Source organism: Gordonia sp. SID5947 (assembly GCF_009862785.1).
Taxonomy (GTDB): Bacteria; Actinomycetota; Actinomycetes; order Mycobacteriales; family Mycobacteriaceae; genus Gordonia.
This window is the reverse complement of the sequence record NZ_WWHU01000001.1, coordinates 50195-67101: the sequence shown is the minus strand read 5'-3', so window position 1 is coordinate 67101 and position 16907 is coordinate 50195. Positions and strand designations below refer to the sequence as shown.

The following is a 16907-nucleotide window of genomic DNA, read 5'->3' as shown; positions in this document are numbered from 1 at the left end:
AGCCTAGGCCCTCAGCCGATCGGCAGCTTGCCGCCGAACAACCCGTAGACCACCGTCAGCATCGCCTTGAGCACCTGGGCGGAGACGTCCTGCCCCTGGCCGAGCAGCAACTGCGTGATCGCCTTCGGGTCGTCGGTGCCCAGCAACTGCTGGATGAACGGGATGACCGTCGCCAGACCGTCGGCATCGCTGTCGGGAGTCGATGGCGTCGTCGAGTTGGGTGCCGCGTTCGGTGCCGCCGAGCTCGGCGGTGCCGTGTCGGGAGCTGCCGAATTCGGTGCCGCCGATTTGGGGGCGGCCGGCGCCGGAGCAGGGGCGGCCGCCGGACCGCGCACGTAGTCGAGGATGCCGTCGGTGACCGCCATCGCATACTTGAGCTGGCCATCCTTGGCCGAAAGTGCCGCAGCCTCAGCCGGATTCGACAGATTGCCCATCTCGATGAACACCGCGGGAACCTTCGTCAGGTTCACCGCCGCGATGTCCGAACGGGTTTGCAGACCGTTGGTGACGCCGGCGTAATTGGCGGCCGGGAACCCCGCCTTGACGAACGCGTCCCGCATCGCCGAGGAGGCCTTGCGACCTTCTCCACCCTGGACGCGGCTGACCGTGCCGTCCGGCACCGGTAGCTGCGGCACGATCATGTGGAAGCCCTTCTTGGAGGCGTCCGCCCCGGCGGACGTCGAATCCGCGTGCAGGCTCACCGCGACTGCGGCACCGGACCGGCCGGCGGCGGCAGCGCGTTGGTCGACGCAGCCGCCCCACCCGGTGTCATCGGGACGGCTGAGCACCACCCGTGCCCCCTGACTCTCCAGGCCGGCCTTCACCAGCTGGGTGATCTGCCAGTTCACGGTGTGCTCTTTGGCGCCGTTCACGCCGGTCGCACCCGAGGTCTGGCAGTCCTTCTTGCCGCCTCGCCCGTCGGGTACCTGCGCATTGAGGTTGTGCCCGGCAGCACCTCCCTGGTGCCCGGGGTCGAGGAAGATCGTCTTGCCCGCCAGAACGGTGCCGGTCGGCTGCGGCGCCGCGACGGCGTCGGGGGCCGCGATGGTCGTCATCGTGCCGGCCGTGAGGGCGAGGGCGGATATCGCCGCGACGACGCCCCGCCGCCGTCGGTCGATCTTCCATCCCCCGGAACGCCGGGTCATCACAGTCTGGGTCATCACACACCGGGCGCCCGCCGACCTCGGATCGGTTCGGCGCCACACTCCCTTCCAAGATGCAACACTGGCCACTTTAGTCACATTGGTAACAGTGAAACAGGCTGCCCGCAGAAACGAAAATTCACGACCTGCGGTGATACAAACCGTTAGGGAGCTGTGACATCCCGGCACCGACAGTCACACGGATGACAAATACCGCGTGATGCTGAGAATTCCGTGTTCGTCCGGCGTCCCGTCGTCGACGGTGGCCCGTAGTCGCGCCTTCACCTCGGATTCGTCGAGACCTGCGCCGATGACCACCATGTTCGAGATCCTCGGCTCACCCGACCACGGCTGTCGCTGGGCCCGGACGAACCCTCCGACGGCGTGCACGACGTACTTCTGACGATGTCCCGGCACATCGAAGGCCACGACACCTTTGATCCGATAGCAGCCGGCAGGTGGGCGTTCGAGAAATGCGGAGAGGCGTCTCGGGTCGAGCGGGGCCTCACTCATGAATTCGACCGACTGATACGAGCCGTGGAGATGCGCGTGGTCGGAGTGGTCGTCGGTCTGTGCCAGGAGCGCGTCGAGGGTCAGTTGGCCGTCCGAGGTCACCGGCGCCCTCTGGCGGTCGGCCGCATCGAACAGCAGGCCGGGATCGATCACGGCATCGCGTGTCACCACCGTGGGAGCCGTGTCGTTCACCGCCCCGACGATCTCACCGACCACGGCCAGTTCGGCGTCGTCGACGAGGTCGGCCTTGTTGATCACCACCAGATCGGCGATCTCGATGTGGCGATCCACCTCGGGGTGGCGCCGACGCAGTCCGGTGAGTGCCGCGGCGTCGACCACATAGGCAAGTCCGCCGTACCGCAGCCGCGGGTCGGCGAGGCCGGTGATCATCCGGATCAGTGCCCGGGGCTCGGCGATCCCGCTCGCCTCGATGACGATCACGTCGATCCCCGCCGAGGGCCGCAACAGACCGGTCAGCGCGCTTTCGACCCCCTCGGCGTCAACGCTGCAGCAGACGCACCCGTTCGACAGGCTGACGGTGCCGTCCGCTTGACCGGCGATCAGCATGGCGTCGATGTTGATCGACCCGAAGTCGTTGACCAGCACGCCGATTCGTGTCCCCGACGCGCGCCGGAGCAGGTGATTCAACAAGGTCGTCTTGCCGGACCCGAGGAATCCCGCGATGAGGACGACCGGCACCGACTCGCGGCTCACCGCGACGCCGCCTCCAACGCCTCGTCGCCTGCACCGGCCTGGCAGTCAGGACAGATCACCGCGAGCTCACGACCGAGGGCATCGGGGAAATTCGCCACTCCGCTCGTCTGGGCCCCGCAGCGCGCGCACGTTCCGATCACTGCCGCGTGATCGGAGAACTCCACGGTCATGCGATTGTCGAAAACATAGAGGGAGCCCTCCCACAGGCCGTCGTCGCCGAACTCTTCGCCGTAGCGCACGATCCCACCGTCGAGTTGGTAGACCTCCTCGAATCCGCGCGCACGCATCAGACTGCTGAGGACCTCACACCGCACCCCGCCCGTGCAATAGGTGACGACCGGCCGGCCCTTGAGGTGGTCGTAGGTGCCGCTGTCGAGAAGCGGGACGAAGTCACGTGTCGACTCCACATCGGCCACCACCGCCCCCGAGAAATGGCCGACCTCGGCCTCGATCCGGTTGCGGCCGTCGAAGAACACCACGTCCTCACCGCGGGCGGCCACCAGGTCGTTGAGCGCACGGGGGCTGAGCCGGGTACCGCCACCGATGACGCCGTTCTCGTCGACGTGGACCTCGTCGGGTACGCCGAAAGTGACGATTTCCGGGCGTACCCGAACACTCAGTCGCGGAAAGTCGTCTCCCGTCCCGTCGGACCATTTGATGTCGGCCTGCTTGAACGCCGGATATGAGCGTATGGCCTTGACGTACCTTTTCACCTGGACGATGTCTCCGCCGACGGTGCTGTTGATGCCGTGGGATGACACGATGATCCTGCCGCGCAGGCCGTGCTGTTCACAGAGGGCCTGCTGCCACAACCGGATGGCGTCGGGATCGGCGAGCGGCGTGAACACGTAGAACAACACGATCTTGGGAGTCGACACAGTGCAAGGGTACGGACGGCTGCGGCGTCGCTCGGTACACGTCTGCCTCATCGCGGCCATGGCTGCGCTCGTCAGCGCGGGCTGCTCGCTCTCCTCGGGAACCGATCCGTCCCGCATCGTGCTGCCGCCCACCGACGTACTCTCCACCCAGTCCGAGGCCGAGACGACAACGACCGCCGCGGCGCCGTCCACCCCCGACACCGCCGTCGCCCTGCCGGACTGGACGATCGGCCGGGTGGTCGCGCTGGCACCGCGTGTCGACAATTCCGACTATCACCAGGGCTCGGTGCGACCCAATTCCCCGATCGAGGACACATCGGGTTTCCACTTCACCACTCCCGACCGTCGGGTGAACTGTTCCACCGGAACCAATGGCAGTGCCACGCTGGCATGCCGGCAGAACACGGAAACACGGGGCAATCCACCACCCGACACACCGAGCAGTTGTCGGTGGGCGCGCAATCTTGTGACGCTGAGCACCGATGGGGCACAACACGGCGCGTGCGCCAATCGATATCCCGTCCTCTACCGGAGCACAATCGTGGACTACGGCCACACCATTTCGATCTCGCGGTTTTCCTGTCTGGTCGAGACCGCCGGCATGTTCTGTCTCGAATCTCGTTCGAAATCCGGATTCGCAATCACACCAACGGGTTACCAACCGATTGCGGCCGCCGATCGTGCGCCGTCGGCGCTGACCGGCATTCCGGAGTCGGCTTCCCCCTCCGCGGCTACGACCGCGCGCGAAGGAAATCAGGAAACATCCGTACCCAGTCCGCCGACGTCATGATCGGCGTCCGGTAATCACCCGGACGTTTCTTTGCGTACTCGGGGGAATAGTGGGGTTCTCAGGAACTTATTATTTCCCGACGTCTACCATGTATCCGACCAACAAAGAAACAATCGTTGCTGCTTCCAGCCAGCGCACGACGAATCGATGGTCGAGACAATTCAGGTGAGAACAGATTCTCACCACGAGGACAGGGAGTTCACCATGGCGAAGAAGGAAATCGTCCAAGTCATCGATGACATCGACGGCAAGGTCCTCGACGAATACGAGACCGTTCGCTGGTCATTGGACGGGAAAAGCTACGAATTCGACACGTCGGCGAAGCACGCAGCGCAGTTCCGCGATTCGCTGGAGAAGTACGTTTCGGTCTCACGCGTGACGTCGTCGCGTGGTGTCAAGCGGGCCGCTCCGGTCTCGGCCGCCCGCAGCAAGGAACAGACCAAGGCCATTCGCGAATGGGCCAACAAGAACGGGTACGAGGTCAGCGATCGGGGCCGCATCCCGTTGAGCGTCATCGAGGCCTTCGAAGCCGCGCACTGACCAATCGAACACGCTTCGCCATCGCGAGCGCCTGCCGGAAGGCCCGGACCCCGAGGGGTTCGGGCCTTCCGGCATTCCGCCGTTCACGCCGCCGCTACGCCCCTACGATGGGCGGATGGCGACCTTCGCACTCGTTCCCGGTGCCGGTGGCAGTGGTTGGTATTGGCACCGAGTGGTCCCGGAACTCGTACGGCGCGGACATCGGGCGGTGGCGATCGACCTGCCGTCCGGCGATCCGGCCGCGGACTTCCCGGCGTACGCCGACGCGTGTGTGCAGCAACTCCGCAATGCGGGGGCCGACAACGCCGCGGGTGATGCCGACATCGTGGTGGTGGCCCAGTCGTTGGGCGGATTCACCGCACCCGTGTTCGCCGAGGGGGTCGCCGCCGAACGCATCGTGCTGGTGAATGCAATGATCCCGCTCCCCCACGAGACACCGGCCCACTGGTTCGGCACCAGCGGTGCTGGGGAGGCGCGGAAGGCATTCGCCGCCGACGAGGGCCGCGAACTCGGCGACGACATCGACGAGATGCAAGAGTTCTTTCACGACGTGCCCGACGATGTCGTCCAGGAGGCGGTGAGGCAGGGTGGGCCCGATCAGTCCGACGCGATCATGGACTGTGCGACCCCGTTCGACACCTGGCCGACACCGGTCACGGTCGTCACCGGTCGCGACGACCGCATGTTCCCGAGAGATTTCCAGGTGCGGTTCGCCAGGGAACGCCTGGGCGTCGACGCCGTGGTGGTCCCCGGCGGCCATCTGGCGGCGTTGAGTCAGCCCGCCGCGCTCGCAGATGCACTCCTCTGATCTGGGCACCGCATCCTGTGACACGCCATCCCGACTCGGGTAGTGCACTACTCTCGCGCGCAGATCGGTAGGCGCGCACAATCATCGGGAGTGTCCGATTCTCCACATCGTCCGCCCGGACCATGTGCCGCTCAGCGCGTAAAGGCCGAGATCATGGAGCGATACCCGATCATCTACATCCGTGGCTATGCCGGCGGGACGGCAGGCATCGACAGTCAGGTCGATGATCCGTTCTACGGATTCAACGAAGGTGCCACCCACATCAGGGTCGACGGCAACGGGGACCCTCGGTTCTATCAATTCGAAGGGCCGATGCTCCGACTGATGATCGACCACGATTACGAGCTGCTCGTACGCGGGGATCAGGAGGCGTATCTGCGTAATGCCGACGACGGCGCCATCGCGAGCGACTCGATATGGGTGTACCGGTTCTACGACCAAGCCGCGACGACGTTTGCTGCCCCGCCGCACCGGAACGTTGCGCAGAGGGTCTTCTCCACGATCCATCAACGCGTCACCGCCAACGGATTCGACATCGAAGAGGCGGCACTCGGCCTTTATGACCTGATCTCCCTGGTCCGCCGAAAGACGGGTGCGGACAAGGTGATCGTGGTGGCGCATTCGATGGGCGGGCTCGTCGCCCGCTGCATGATGCAGAAGATCTGTCAGGAACAGAAACGTAGCCCGGCACGAGATCTCGTCGCCAAATTCTTCACCTACGGCACTCCGCACGGCGGCATCGTGTTCAGCAGCGGGCTCCTGAACTGGATCGAAGAGACCGTCGGTCCGGCCGGTGCGGACATCTTCGCCCCGAGAAGATGTATGGATATCTGACGAAGGACAAGAAGTTCGGTGACGAACCAGAAGAGGGAGCCGAGTTCGACCCTCAGGATCTCGCGGGCGCACTCGACGCCGACGACGTGTTCTGCCTGATCGGCACCAACCCCAAGGATTATGGCCCCGCCAAGACGGTGGTCGGGCCCAAGAGTGACGGCCTCGTCCGCATCGAGAACGCCTACGTCCGAAAGGCGCACCGCGCCTTTGTTTATCGATCCCACTCCGGTCGCTATGGCGAGGTGAACTCGGAAGAGGGCTACCAGAACCTCCGTCGCTTTCTGTTCGGACGCTGGACCGTGAAGGTCGGCCTCGAGGGACTCACATCGCCTCAGGACGTGCCCGGCGACGATCAGGTCACATGGCAGGCGGATCTACGGCTGGCCATCCGTGGACTTCCCATTGTGCTGAGCGAACAGCGGGCCGATCAGTACTGCCCCATCCAGCTCGACGATGAGCTCCGGCGCCTCGGCGACAGCCCCGATCATCCCGTCCCGCTTCTGAGTACGTTCCTGATGGATCCGGCGGAGCTGTCCGATACCGGTGAGGTCCCGCACGAAGGGCGCGCTCGGTACAGCCTCGTCCTGCGGGTGAGCAAACTCGCCCAGCGAAACAGCATCTTCGACTTCTCCGACCATCTCGAGCAGGTGTTCGACTGGGCCGACTCGCTGATCGTCGACGTCGGACCGAATGCCGACAGGACGGGGATCGAGGCGTACCCGGCATGGAACTCATCGATCGGCGGCCCGATCGACGGTTTCGATCCGATCACGCAAGGCCTGCCGGATGCTGGCGAACACAACACCCCGGTCAAGGCCGGCCGGAGCGACGAGACGTGGCGATTCTCCGTCCCACTACCCGACGTGGCCCGGAAGCTGGAAATCTTCGGGGACAACGCACGCTTGACGTTCCAGATCGAGGACCGCGACGCCTGACACGAAGAAGGTGACTGGCCGGCTACGACATCTCTTCGTGCAATGACCAGGGCGGTCCGCCAACCGCGGTGAGAGCGACACCACCGACGAACTCGACCGTCCGTTGAAGATGTGGCGACAGTCGCGGACGTCCGACTACGACCCGGACTGACGTCGGCGGAACCAGACGCGCTGGCAGTTGCCGGTCACCCACGGTCGGGCACGGCCACTCGGAGCGGATGACGACCGCGGTGAATGTACGCGCCGCCGACGACCGATTGAGAGCTGCCGCCCAGGTGTTCGGCAAAAGCGGCTGGTGATCAGCAATTTGACGCGGAAAGGACGCCGAATGGCCATTCGGGTCTTGCCGCCGGTACCCCGAAGACGACGAAACCCCCTCCGTACCACTTCGGAGGGGGTTTCGTTTGTGGAGCTAAGGGGACTCGAACCCCTGACCCCCACACTGCCAGTGTGGTGCGCTACCAGCTGCGCCATAGCCCCGTGTGTAGTTGTTTCCGCCCTTTGGAGTGCTCACCGCGGTGGTCACAACGTTTCAAGGGCAAAGGCGAAACTACACCATCGCCGGGATTCCGGCCAAATCCGTGCGCTCCGATCAACCCTTCTCGGCCAGCAGGTCGTCGAGCCAGCCGGTGCCGTTCATGATGCCGTCTACCGGCGCCCCACCCGACAGTACGGTCGGGGTCGCCACCTGGCCGTCGGTGGCCTTCGAGAGCTGGGTCGTCGACTGATCGGCGGCGTCCTTGGCCTCAGCGACCTTGGCACCGTCGGCGACGCATTTCTGGGTCGCTGGGGACGCACCCTGCTCGCCGGCGATGCGGGCGAGATCGGCATTGCTCAGGTCTGTGCTGCCACCTTCCTTGGGTTGGTCGGCGAACAGTGCAGAGTGGAACTTGAGGAAGACCTCTTTGTCCTCACCGGCACCCACACACTGTGCGGCGCCGGCGGCGCGTGAGGAGTAGTCTCCCGACGACGACTGGTCGTCGAGGAACGTCAGCATGTGATAGCGGACGCGCAATGTGCCCTCGTCGATCGCTTTCGTGATCGAGCCACCGGATTGCTGCTCGAACTCCTGGCAGACCGGGCACATGAAGTCCTCGAACACGTCGATCGTCTGTGGGGCAGACGGTGCACCGATGATCAGCGCGGCGTTCTCGCTCAGCACGGCCTCGTCGACGCCGCCGGTGTCGCGCTGGCTGTTCCACACGATGCCACCGATCACCAGTGCGACGATCACCGCGACGGCGGCTCCGGCCAGGATGTAGGTGGTCCGGCTCGAGGTGGCCCTCGGCTGGTACTTCGACGTCGACTGCTCGGGTTTGCGCTTGTCGCTCACACCTGGACTCTATCCGGGGCCCGATGAGAACAGACTGAGATGCCACGCAGGTCAGGCCAGAACGGAGTCGACCAGCTCCTGAGCCTGCGCCTGCACCGTCGCGAGGTGGTCGGCTCCCCGGAACGATTCGGCGTAGATCTTGTAGACGTCCTCGGTCCCGGAGGGCCGCGCCGCGAACCATGCGTTCTCTGTCGTCACCTTCAGACCGCCGATCGGCGCACCGTTGCCCGGCGCCTCGGTCAGGATCGCGGTGATCGCCTCCCCGGCGAGTTCGGTGGCGCTGACCTGATCGGCGGACAGCTTCGCCAGTTCGGCTTTCTGATCTCGTGACGCCGGGGCGTCGATGCGCGCGTACGCGCTCTCCCCGTAGCGATCCGCGAGCTCGCGATAGCGCTGAGACGGGGTCTTACCGGTTTTCGCGAGCATCTCCGCGGCCAGCAGCGCCATGATGATGCCGTCTTTGTCGGTCGACCATGGCTCGCCGTCGAAGGTGAGGAACGATGCCCCGGCGCTTTCCTCACCGCCGAAGGCGATGCTGCCGTCCAGCAATCCGTCGACGAACCATTTGAACCCGACCGGCACCTCCACGAGCCGACGGCCGAGCCCGCCCACCACGCGATCGATCAACGACGAACTCACCAATGTCTTGCCGACCGCCGCGTCGGCGCCCCAGCCGTCGCGGTGGGTGAAGAGATAGTCGATGGCCACCGCCAGATAGTGGTTCGGGTTCATCAGGCCCCCGTCGGGGGTCACGATGCCGTGCCGGTCGGAGTCCGCATCGTTGCCGGTCGCGACATCGTAGGTGTCACGGGAGGCGATCAGCGATGCCATCGCGTTCGGCGACGAACAGTCCATCCGGATCTTGCCGTCGGTGTCGAGCGTCATGAACCGGAACGTCGGGTCGACCGTCGGGTTGACGACGGTCAAGTTCTGGAGGTTGTAGCGGAATCCGATCTCGGCCCAGTACCCCACCGACGCCCCGCCGAGCGGATCAGCGCCGATGTGGATCCCGGCATCCCGGATCGCCGCCATGTCGACGACCTCGTGCAGATGGTCCACATAGTTGAACGTGAAGGGGTACTCGCGGATGAACTCGCTTCTGCGCGCTCTCTCGAACGGAACGCGCTTCACCCCGACCAGATTGTCGACGAGCAGTTCGTTTGCCCGACGCGCCACCGTCGAGGTGATGCTGGTGTCGGCCGGTCCACCGTTGGGCGGGTTGTACTTGAAGCCGCCGTCGCGCGGCGGATTGTGCGATGGGGTGACCACGATGCCGTCGGCGAGAACGCCTGGATTGGCCTGATTGAACCGCAGGATCGCGAAACTAATCGCCGGGGTCGGCGTGAACTTCTCGTTCTCCGCGATGTAAACGGTGACCTCGTTGGCGACCAGCACCTCGAGCGCACTGCGCCACGCGGGAATCGACAACGCATGGGTGTCGAACCCGATGAACAGCGGCCCGGTGATCCCCGCCGATGTGCGGTACTCGACGATCGCCTGCGTGGTGGCGAGAATATGCGCCTCGTTGAACGCCGTGTCCAGGCTCGATCCGCGGTGCCCCGAGGTACCGAACAACACCTGTTGCATCGGATCTGCCGGGTCCGGGACGCGGTCATAATAGGCACGTTCGACAGCGGTCACATCGATCAGATCTTCGGGGAGTGCCGGGGTGCCTGCGCGCGGGTGTGCCATGGCGGCAATTCTGCCATCGTGGCACCGATCCGGTCGGTGACTGGCGACGAACCGTTAGCGTGAACGCTGACCGAGAAGACCGACGGAGGCCCGCGTGAGATTCGTACGACTGCCGGCCCCTGCCGCGACCGATCTCGCCTCGCCCGAGCTGCTCGTCCTGGTGTTGCCGGGCGGCACGGATTCCAGCTACCGGCCGTTCAGCGCCCGGCAGGCGTCGGCGCTGCGGATGTATCCGTTCACCTGGTCGATCCGCGCACGCTTCGGCAGATCGGTGACCGTGCGGCAGGTGCGCTACCGCGTGTACGGCTGGAACGGCGCGCAAGCCAGTCCGATGCCTTACGCCCGTGCAGCACTCGACGACCTCGAGAGAACCCACCCGGGTGTGCCGGTCGTGCTGATCGGTCACTCCATGGGCGGCCGGGTGGGTGCCCAGCTCGCGGCCGACCCCCGGGTCGTCGGACTTCTCGCCCTCGCACCGTGGTGGCAGTACGCGGACTGGCGCGTCATCCATGCCGGGGTGCGGGTGGTGGCGATCCACGGGACCGCCGACGAGCGCACATTCCCGCGCCGCACCGAGAAGGGGGTACGCGAACTGGTCGCCCGCGGTGTGGACGCCTCCTACGTCCCGGTGCCCGGCGGCGATCACGCCATGCTCGATCACATCCGGTTGTGGCAGCGTGCCGCGCTCGATTTCGTCGGCGCGGCCCTCGCCCGGGCCCGGGAGCAGGCCCCGGCCTCAGGTCACGACGAGACCTTGGCCCCCGCCGAGGCGATCACGTCGTCGAGGTACTCACGCCGGTAGGGCTCATAGGTGGCGGGGTTACCGCGCAGGACGAACACCGGATCGTCCCCCGTGTCGGTGTAGCCCTCGTTGCGCAGACCGGTCCGGACGTTCTTGAACGTCGAGGTGTGTTCGAGGTGATCGACGATCCGGATGAACAGCGGGATCGCGTAGCGCGGCAACGTCTCCCGCACATGTTCGGCGAGCGCATCCGGATCGAATCGGGCGCCGTCGGCGAGGAGAACCGCGGCCATGCCCGCCTTACCGTCCGCGCCCGGCACGCCGACGCCGAACACCACAGACTGATCGACGAGGTCACAGGAGTCGAGCGCCGCCTCGACTTCCGTCGTCGCCACGTTCTCACCCTTCCACCGGAAGGTGTCTCCGATCCGATCGACAAAGGCGATATGGCCGAATCCCTGGTCGTGCACCACGTCCCCGGTGTTGAACCAGCGGTCGCCTGGCTTCACCGCGTCGCCGACGACCTTCTTCTCGGATGCCTTCGGATCGGTGTATCCGTCGAAATGGGCCCGCTCGTTGATCTCCCCGAGCAGGAGGCCGGTACCGTGCTTGCCCACCGGGATCACCCGGCCATCGCCGTCGCGACGCGGCTCCCCGCTCTCCTCGTCGAACTCGACGATCGCGTATGTGAGCGGACTGAAACCGGCCGACTTCGGAATCCCCAGCAGGTTGACGAAGCCGATGTTTCCTTCACTGGCCGCGTAGAGCTCGGCGACCCGGTCGATACCGAATCGCTCGGTGAACTCGTCCCAGATCTCTGGCCGCAGACCGTTTCCGACCATGACGCGGACGGAGTGCGTTCGGTCGGTGGGCTTTTCCGGCTGAGCGAGCAGATAACGGCACAATTCGCCGATGTAGCAGAACGCTGTTGCCTTGTTCAGGATGATGTCGTCCCAGAATCCGGATGCGGAGAACTGCTCTCCCACCGCGACGCAGGCGCCCGCACGAATTGCGGCCGAGACGGAGATCGTCAGTGCGTTGTTGTGATAGAACGGCAGCGCCGCGTACATGGTGTCCTCCGGACGCAGGCGCACGCCCATGCCCCCGATACCGTGCATCGCGACATGCCAACGATGATGACTCATCTTGCTGGCCTTGGGATATCCCGTCGTGCCGGACGTGAAGATGTAGTACGCCGTCTCCCCGGCCTGGACCGTGTCGGTCACTGCCGGGTCGGTCGGACCGAAGAGTGCGCTCTGCTTCTTCAGATCATCGAAGTCAACGATCGCGGACGGGAGCGCAGTGGCCGGCACCGATTCGACAGCTTCTTCGAGTCCCGGTTGCACCAGGAGGATCTTCGCATCGATGAGGCCGAGGCTGTGCTGGAGCACATTGCCGCGCTGGTGGTAGTTGATCATGCCGGCGATCGCACCGAGCTTGACGGTCGCCAACATGCACAGCACCACGTCGGGATGGTTCTTCGCCAGGATCGCGACCACGTCACCGCGGCCGATGCCACGGTCGGCGAGAAATGCCGCGAACCGGTTGACCTGGGCATTGCACTCGCGATAGGTCATCGATTCGCCATGGAACCGCAGGAAGGGACGGTCGGAGTACTTCGCCGCCGCCTCCTGGAACGTCTTACCGACCGATTCGGTGCGGGTGAGCGGGCGCGGGATCATGTTCGGGACGACGCCCGCGAGAATGCGCCAGTCTTTGCCGATCCCGCGCAGGCCGCGGAGGATGTCTCCCCCGGTCACCTCGATGTGGTCTCGGTTCTCCGTTGCTGCCGCCATCTGCGTTCCTCCCCTGACTCGCTTCTCGCCGGTCACACGTCCGCCCCCGCGTACGCCTCGACCGACCCGATCGTGACCGCCAGGCTATCCGAAGACGCCTGTGGTCAGAAAGGGCTCGCCGATTCGTCCGGATCGCCTGACCCGGAATGACAGCGGCCCCTGACCCGGTGATCCGGGTCAGGGGCCGCTGTCGATGTGGAGCTGCCGGGAATTGAACCCGGGTCCTCCGTCGCTTCAGTAGGGCTTCTCCGTGTGCAGTCCGCTATGCCTCTACTCGGATCTCCTGGTCACGCGAACAAGCCAGGATGACGATCCCAGTCGCTGTTTGTTGTCCCGCTGCCGTCCGCGACCGACGACAACGGTGAGCTCCCTGAGATGATGCCGGGACCCGGGCTGGGAGCAGACCCGGGCCGACAGACTAGCCGTCGCTGTCAGGCAGCGAGGGCGTAGTCGCGCTGATTCTTATCGGCGCTTAATTGGTTGCTACGACGCTTACGGTGGTCTCTAGCCTGCACCGACACGCTTCCCCTACCTCGACGCACGCAGTCGAAACCGATCAGCCCCGAGACAGGAACCCACCGATTTCTCGGTGAGCACTTCAGTCTAACAACGCCCGGCGACGAAATCATCCGGGTATGCGCGGTGGCCCGTCGACAGGGTCAACTGATCTGGAGCACGACCGTGTCGTGGACCCCGACGTCGGCGCTGAGGCGGCCGCCCGACGCCCGGTATCGCTTTCCGGTCCACGCGTCGACCGCACTCACGGTCTTGTCGCCCACCAACCCCAGGCTCGTCAGCGGCACCGACATCCGGCGGGGATGGCCCTGCCGATTGGTCAACGACACGACGATGCCCTTCTCCCCGATCGCCCGGGCCCAGATCTCCGGATCGTTGTCGACCGGGGCGCCGGCACTGACGCGCTGGTCCTGATCGATTGCGAGTATCGATCGGTTCCGCAGGATGTCGACCGTTGCCGGGTCATCCGCGTGAGATCGTTACCCGCCATGAGGGGCGCGGCCATCATGGCCCACATGGACATCTGGGTCCGCTGCTCGGCGACTGTCAGACCCGGCTTGCCGTCGAGACCCACGACCAGCATGTCCGGATCGTTGTACGACGACGGTCGCACCCTGGCCGCCAAGGGTGCCACCGCATCGACGATGTCGGTGACGCCTTGAGATCCCGATGACCCGGTGTCCGTGGACCATTGTGGCGTGATGTCGTTGGTGACGCGCGTCATCGTCGCCACCCCGCCCCAGTCGTAGCGAGCGCCCGGTACCGATCCGCTCACACCGCTGTTGGGATTGATGCTGTACAGGATGGGCCGGCCCGTGTCGCGAATGCCGTCCCGCATCGCGGTGAACGCCTCGACCTGGTGATCGTGATCGGAATCGCTTGAGCACCAGTCGTATTTCAGATAATCGACCTGCCAGTCGGCGAAGCTCCGCGCATCCTGCGCTTCGTGCCCGCGACTCCCGGTCGACCCCGGGTACGCACCTTGGAACTGAGTGCAGGTCTGTTCGCTTGCACCCGAGTAGATTCCGAACTTCAGTCCGCGCTGGTGCAGATAGGCGCCCAGTGCCGCCATCCCGGACGGAAATCGGACCGGGTCGGCCTGCAGCGAGCCGTCGGCGGCGCGTCGATCGGCCGCCCAGCAATCGTCCACCACCACATATCGATAACCGGCGTCGCGCAGTCCCGACGACACGAGGGCGTCGGCCTGCGCCCGCACGATCTGCTCGGTGATCTTGCAGCCGAAGGTGTTCCAACTGTTCCACCCCATCGGCGGAGTTGCGGGGAGATCGGCGACGGCGACGCCGTCACCGCCGATCCGGCCCGGCGGATCCGGGGTACAGGCCGAGACCAGCACCACCAAACCGACGGCCACGACGCCGAGAAGCCGGTAACGGTTCGACCGCGCACGAGGTGTCGGCACCCGATCACATCCCCTTGACGCGACGACCAATCTCGCGGGCCACCTCACGCTGCGCGGTCCGCTTCGCGATGTCCTGCCGCTTGTCGTGCGCCTGCTTACCCCGTGCGAGCGCGAGTTCCACCTTGACCTTGCCGTCGCTGAAATACATCGACAACGGGACCAAGGTGAGGTTTCCGTCTCGGATCTTGCCGATCAGGTTGTCGATCTCCCGCCTGTGCAACAAGAGTTTCCGGTTGCGACGCGGCGCATGGTTGGTCCACGACCCGCTGCCGTATTCGGGGATGTGCAGAGCGCGCAACCAGATCTCGCCGTCATCGACGGTCGCGAAGGCGTCGACCAGAGATGCCTTGCCGTCCCGCAGGCTCTTGACCTCGGTACCCAGCAGTGCGATACCGGCCTCGTAGGTGTCGAGGATGGCGTAGTTGTAGCGCGCCTTACGGTTCGTCGCGATGACCGTACGGCCCTTCTCCTTCACCACGTCACTCCTCTTTTCCGCCTTGCGGCCATCGACCGACGCTACTCGCGGACGTACACACGGAGCGTGACATACGCGGTGACACCTGCCAACAGAATTCCCCCAGGATCAACCACGGGGACACGAACAGCACGTCAGAGACCCCGATGCGCGCCAGGATGTTGACACCGTACAGATCGGCCAACGCCTTGTCGAAGAAGAGGACCTTCGCCGTGAACAGTCCACCGATGGCGAGGAACGCGCCGACAAGGGCCGCGACCACCGCCTCGAGCAGGAACGGCAACTGCGTGTACCACCGGGTGGCGCCCACCAACCGCATGATCGACACCTCCGTCCGACGGGTGAACGCCGCCACCTGCACCGTGTTCACGATCAGCAGGATCGCCGCGAGTGCAAGCACGAGCGCAACGGCGAACGCCGCGTTGCGGGTGCCGTCGAGCACGCTGAATATTCGCTTCACCAACTCACGTTGGTCGAGGGCACCGTCAACGCCGAGATCCTTGCGGTCCTTGAACTCGTCGAGCACCGGTCCGAACTGCTCGGGGTCGGACATCCGGACCTTCAGCGATGCCGGGATGGTGCCTTCGCGGATGTTGTCGGCGATGTCCGGGTTGTCCTTGAACGTCTGCTTGGCCGCCTCGAACGCCTCCTTGCGATCGATGAACGTCACCGAGCCGACCCCGGGTTGGTTCTGGATCTCGGTGCGCAGGACCGAACACGGCGCCTTCTGACAGTTCGGATCCGCTTCGGAGACCGCGTCGTTGATGAAGAACTGCATCTCCACCCGGTCGAGGAAGATCTTCTGACTCTTGTCGGCCATCTGGATCACCAACAGTCCGCCACCGAACATGCCGAGGGTGATCGCCGTGGTCAGGATCATCGCGATCGTCATGGTCACATTGCGGCGGAGACCGTTGAGGACCTCACTGATGATGAAGTTCGCTCGCATGGGAGTGCGCAGTCCTTACGGGGATCGAGGGCGGAAGGGGTTCTGGTCCCTCCGGCGGTCGTGTCACGGGCGGGTTGCGGGCGGATCGGCTCAACCGATGCCGTACACCCCTTGCGGGTCATTGCGGACCAGGCGGCCGTTGTCGAACTCGAGCACGCGCCGGCGCATTGCGTCGACGATGTGGCGGTCGTGGGTTGCCATCACCACCGTCGTGCCGCGCCTGTTCACCCGGTCGAGCACGTCGACGATCTCCTCGCTCGTCTCCGGGTCCAGGTTTCCGGTCGGCTCATCGGCGAGCAGGACCAGCGGTCGATTGACGATCGCCCGGGCAATCGCGACGCGCTGCATCTCGCCACCGGAGAGTTCGTTGGGCATGCGGTCGGCCTTCCCGCTCAAGCCCACGTAGTCGAGGACCTCCGGCACCACCCGGCGGATCGTCGACGGTGGCTTGCCGATGACCTCGAGCGCAAAGGCGACGTTGTCCGCGACCGACTTCTGCTGCAGCAGACGGAAGTCCTGGAACACGCAGCCGATCGACTGGCGCAGCTTCGGGACCGCACGCGCCTTGAGTGTGTTGACGTGGAAGTCGCCCACATAAACCTGGCCCGACGTCGGCTTGTCCTCTTTGAGCAGCAGACGGAAAAACGTGGACTTGCCCGAGCCCGACGGACCGATCAGGAACGCGAACTCACCCTTGTCGACCTCGAGACTGAGATCGGACAGGGCGGGTCGGCTGGAAGCCTTGTACTTCATCGTGACGTTCTCCAGCGTGATCACGAGAAGCCAGTGTAACGGCGTGCCCTGAGAGGCTCGCTCAGGTCCGTGTCGCC

At 65.1% G+C, this 16907-nt stretch carries 14 protein-coding genes, 1 tRNA gene, 1 other RNA gene and 2 pseudogenes; 6 read left to right on the top strand and 12 right to left on the bottom strand.

The genetic code is table 11. From position 1 onward, the window contains the following. Positions 1-11: 11 nt before the first annotated feature. From GTV32_RS00335 to GTV32_RS00325, 3 genes are all read right to left on the bottom strand, one after another. On the bottom strand, positions 12-1160 hold the full coding sequence (locus tag GTV32_RS00335) for an N-acetylmuramoyl-L-alanine amidase (protein WP_237421458.1): 1149 nt from the start codon (positions 1158-1160) through the stop codon (positions 12-14). Positions 1161-1337: 177 nt separating this feature from the next. Then, entirely contained in the window at positions 1338-2369 is a 1032-nt protein-coding gene (locus GTV32_RS00330; protein ID WP_161058473.1) for a GTP-binding protein, read from the bottom strand. After that, entirely contained in the window at positions 2366-3247 is an 882-nt protein-coding gene (locus GTV32_RS00325; protein ID WP_161058472.1) for a rhodanese-related sulfurtransferase, read from the bottom strand. The genes GTV32_RS00330 and GTV32_RS00325 overlap by 4 nt, the downstream gene beginning before the upstream one ends. On the opposite strand from GTV32_RS00325, the gene GTV32_RS00320 reads away from it, so the two are divergent. The 5 genes from GTV32_RS00320 to GTV32_RS00300 all read left to right on the top strand — a co-directional run bounded on the left by GTV32_RS00320 (position 3234) and on the right by GTV32_RS00300 (position 7154). Further along, positions 3234-4037 carry a hypothetical protein gene (locus tag GTV32_RS00320; RefSeq protein ID WP_237421456.1) on the top strand — a complete coding sequence of 268 codons (804 nt, stop codon included), beginning with the start codon at positions 3234-3236 and terminating at the stop codon, positions 4035-4037. The genes GTV32_RS00325 and GTV32_RS00320 overlap by 14 nt on opposite strands. A 204-nt stretch (positions 4038-4241) precedes the next feature. After that, complete coding sequence (locus GTV32_RS00315) at positions 4242-4577, top strand: Lsr2 family protein (protein WP_161058471.1); 336 nt, start codon at positions 4242-4244, stop codon at positions 4575-4577. A gap of 115 nt (positions 4578-4692) precedes the next feature. Beyond that, a complete protein-coding gene (locus tag GTV32_RS00310) occupies positions 4693-5385 on the top strand; it encodes an alpha/beta fold hydrolase (RefSeq protein WP_161058470.1) in 693 nt (230 codons plus the stop codon). 153 nt (positions 5386-5538) lie between these two features. Continuing rightward, a complete protein-coding gene (locus GTV32_RS00305; RefSeq protein ID WP_161058469.1) occupies positions 5539-6219 on the top strand; it encodes an alpha/beta hydrolase in 681 nt (226 codons plus the stop codon). Further along, positions 6204-7154 (top strand): hypothetical protein, encoded by a 951-nt coding sequence (locus GTV32_RS00300; protein WP_161058468.1) that lies wholly within the window; start codon positions 6204-6206, stop codon positions 7152-7154. Before GTV32_RS00305 ends, GTV32_RS00300 begins: the two co-directional genes overlap by 16 nt. 407 nt (positions 7155-7561) lie before the next feature. Here the strand turns inward: GTV32_RS00300 and GTV32_RS00295 are convergent. From GTV32_RS00295 to pgm, 3 genes are all read right to left on the bottom strand, one after another. Beyond that, positions 7562-7634, bottom strand: a tRNA-Ala gene (locus GTV32_RS00295). A gap of 112 nt (positions 7635-7746) precedes the next feature. Further along, positions 7747-8487, bottom strand: a complete 741-nt coding sequence (locus tag GTV32_RS00290; protein ID WP_343287154.1) for a thioredoxin domain-containing protein — start codon at positions 8485-8487, stop codon at positions 7747-7749. Between the two features lie 51 nt (positions 8488-8538). Next, the gene (gene pgm / locus GTV32_RS00285) at positions 8539-10179 is read right to left on the bottom strand and encodes a phosphoglucomutase (alpha-D-glucose-1,6-bisphosphate-dependent) (RefSeq protein ID WP_161058467.1); all 1641 of its coding nucleotides are present in this window, start codon (positions 10177-10179) and stop codon (positions 8539-8541) included. Between the two features lie 94 nt (positions 10180-10273). Between pgm and GTV32_RS00280 the strand changes: the two genes are divergently transcribed. After that, positions 10274-10981 carry an alpha/beta fold hydrolase gene (locus GTV32_RS00280; RefSeq protein WP_343287153.1) on the top strand — a complete coding sequence of 236 codons (708 nt, stop codon included), beginning with the start codon at positions 10274-10276 and terminating at the stop codon, positions 10979-10981. On the opposite strand, the gene GTV32_RS00275 is transcribed toward GTV32_RS00280, so the two are convergent. The 6 genes and pseudogenes from GTV32_RS00275 to ftsE all read right to left on the bottom strand — a co-directional run bounded on the left by GTV32_RS00275 (position 10921) and on the right by ftsE (position 16854). Beyond that, complete coding sequence (locus GTV32_RS00275; RefSeq protein WP_161058466.1) at positions 10921-12717, bottom strand: long-chain-acyl-CoA synthetase; 1797 nt, start codon at positions 12715-12717, stop codon at positions 10921-10923. The genes GTV32_RS00280 and GTV32_RS00275 overlap by 61 nt on opposite strands. A gap of 193 nt (positions 12718-12910) precedes the next feature. Then, positions 12911-13281, bottom strand: a transfer-messenger RNA (tmRNA) gene (ssrA, locus tag GTV32_RS00270). A 95-nt stretch (positions 13282-13376) separates the two neighbouring features. Continuing rightward, positions 13377-14605 (bottom strand): annotated as a pseudogene (locus GTV32_RS00265) (glycoside hydrolase family 27 protein). 52 nt (positions 14606-14657) lie between these two features. Next, positions 14658-15128: an SsrA-binding protein SmpB gene (smpB, locus tag GTV32_RS00260; RefSeq protein ID WP_343287152.1), complete on the bottom strand. Its 471-nt coding sequence runs from the start codon at positions 15126-15128 to the stop codon at positions 14658-14660. Between the two features lie 41 nt (positions 15129-15169). After that, positions 15170-16077 (bottom strand): annotated as a pseudogene (ftsX, locus tag GTV32_RS00255) (permease-like cell division protein FtsX). Between the two features lie 90 nt (positions 16078-16167). Next, entirely contained in the window at positions 16168-16854 is a 687-nt protein-coding gene (gene ftsE / locus GTV32_RS00250) for a cell division ATP-binding protein FtsE (protein ID WP_161058464.1), read from the bottom strand. Between the last annotated feature and the right edge of the window lie 53 nt (positions 16855-16907).

Excerpts from the sequence above, each read along its gene's own strand:
- GTV32_RS00275 (WP_161058466.1), bottom strand. The coding sequence starts at position 12,717 with ATGGCGGCAGCAACGGAGAACCGAGACCACATCGAGGTGACCGGGGGA.
- GTV32_RS00310 (WP_161058470.1), top strand. The coding sequence starts at position 4,693 with ATGGCGACCTTCGCACTCGTTCCCGGTGCCGGTGGCAGTGGTTGGTAT.
- GTV32_RS00300 (WP_161058468.1), top strand. The coding sequence starts at position 6,204 with ATGTATGGATATCTGACGAAGGACAAGAAGTTCGGTGACGAACCAGAA.
- GTV32_RS00335 (WP_237421458.1), bottom strand. The coding sequence starts at position 1,160 with ATGACCCAGACTGTGATGACCCGGCGTTCCGGGGGATGGAAGATCGAC.
- GTV32_RS00305 (WP_161058469.1), top strand. The coding sequence starts at position 5,539 with ATGGAGCGATACCCGATCATCTACATCCGTGGCTATGCCGGCGGGACG.
- GTV32_RS00315 (WP_161058471.1), top strand. The coding sequence starts at position 4,242 with ATGGCGAAGAAGGAAATCGTCCAAGTCATCGATGACATCGACGGCAAG.
- pgm (WP_161058467.1), bottom strand. The coding sequence starts at position 10,179 with ATGGCACACCCGCGCGCAGGCACCCCGGCACTCCCCGAAGATCTGATC.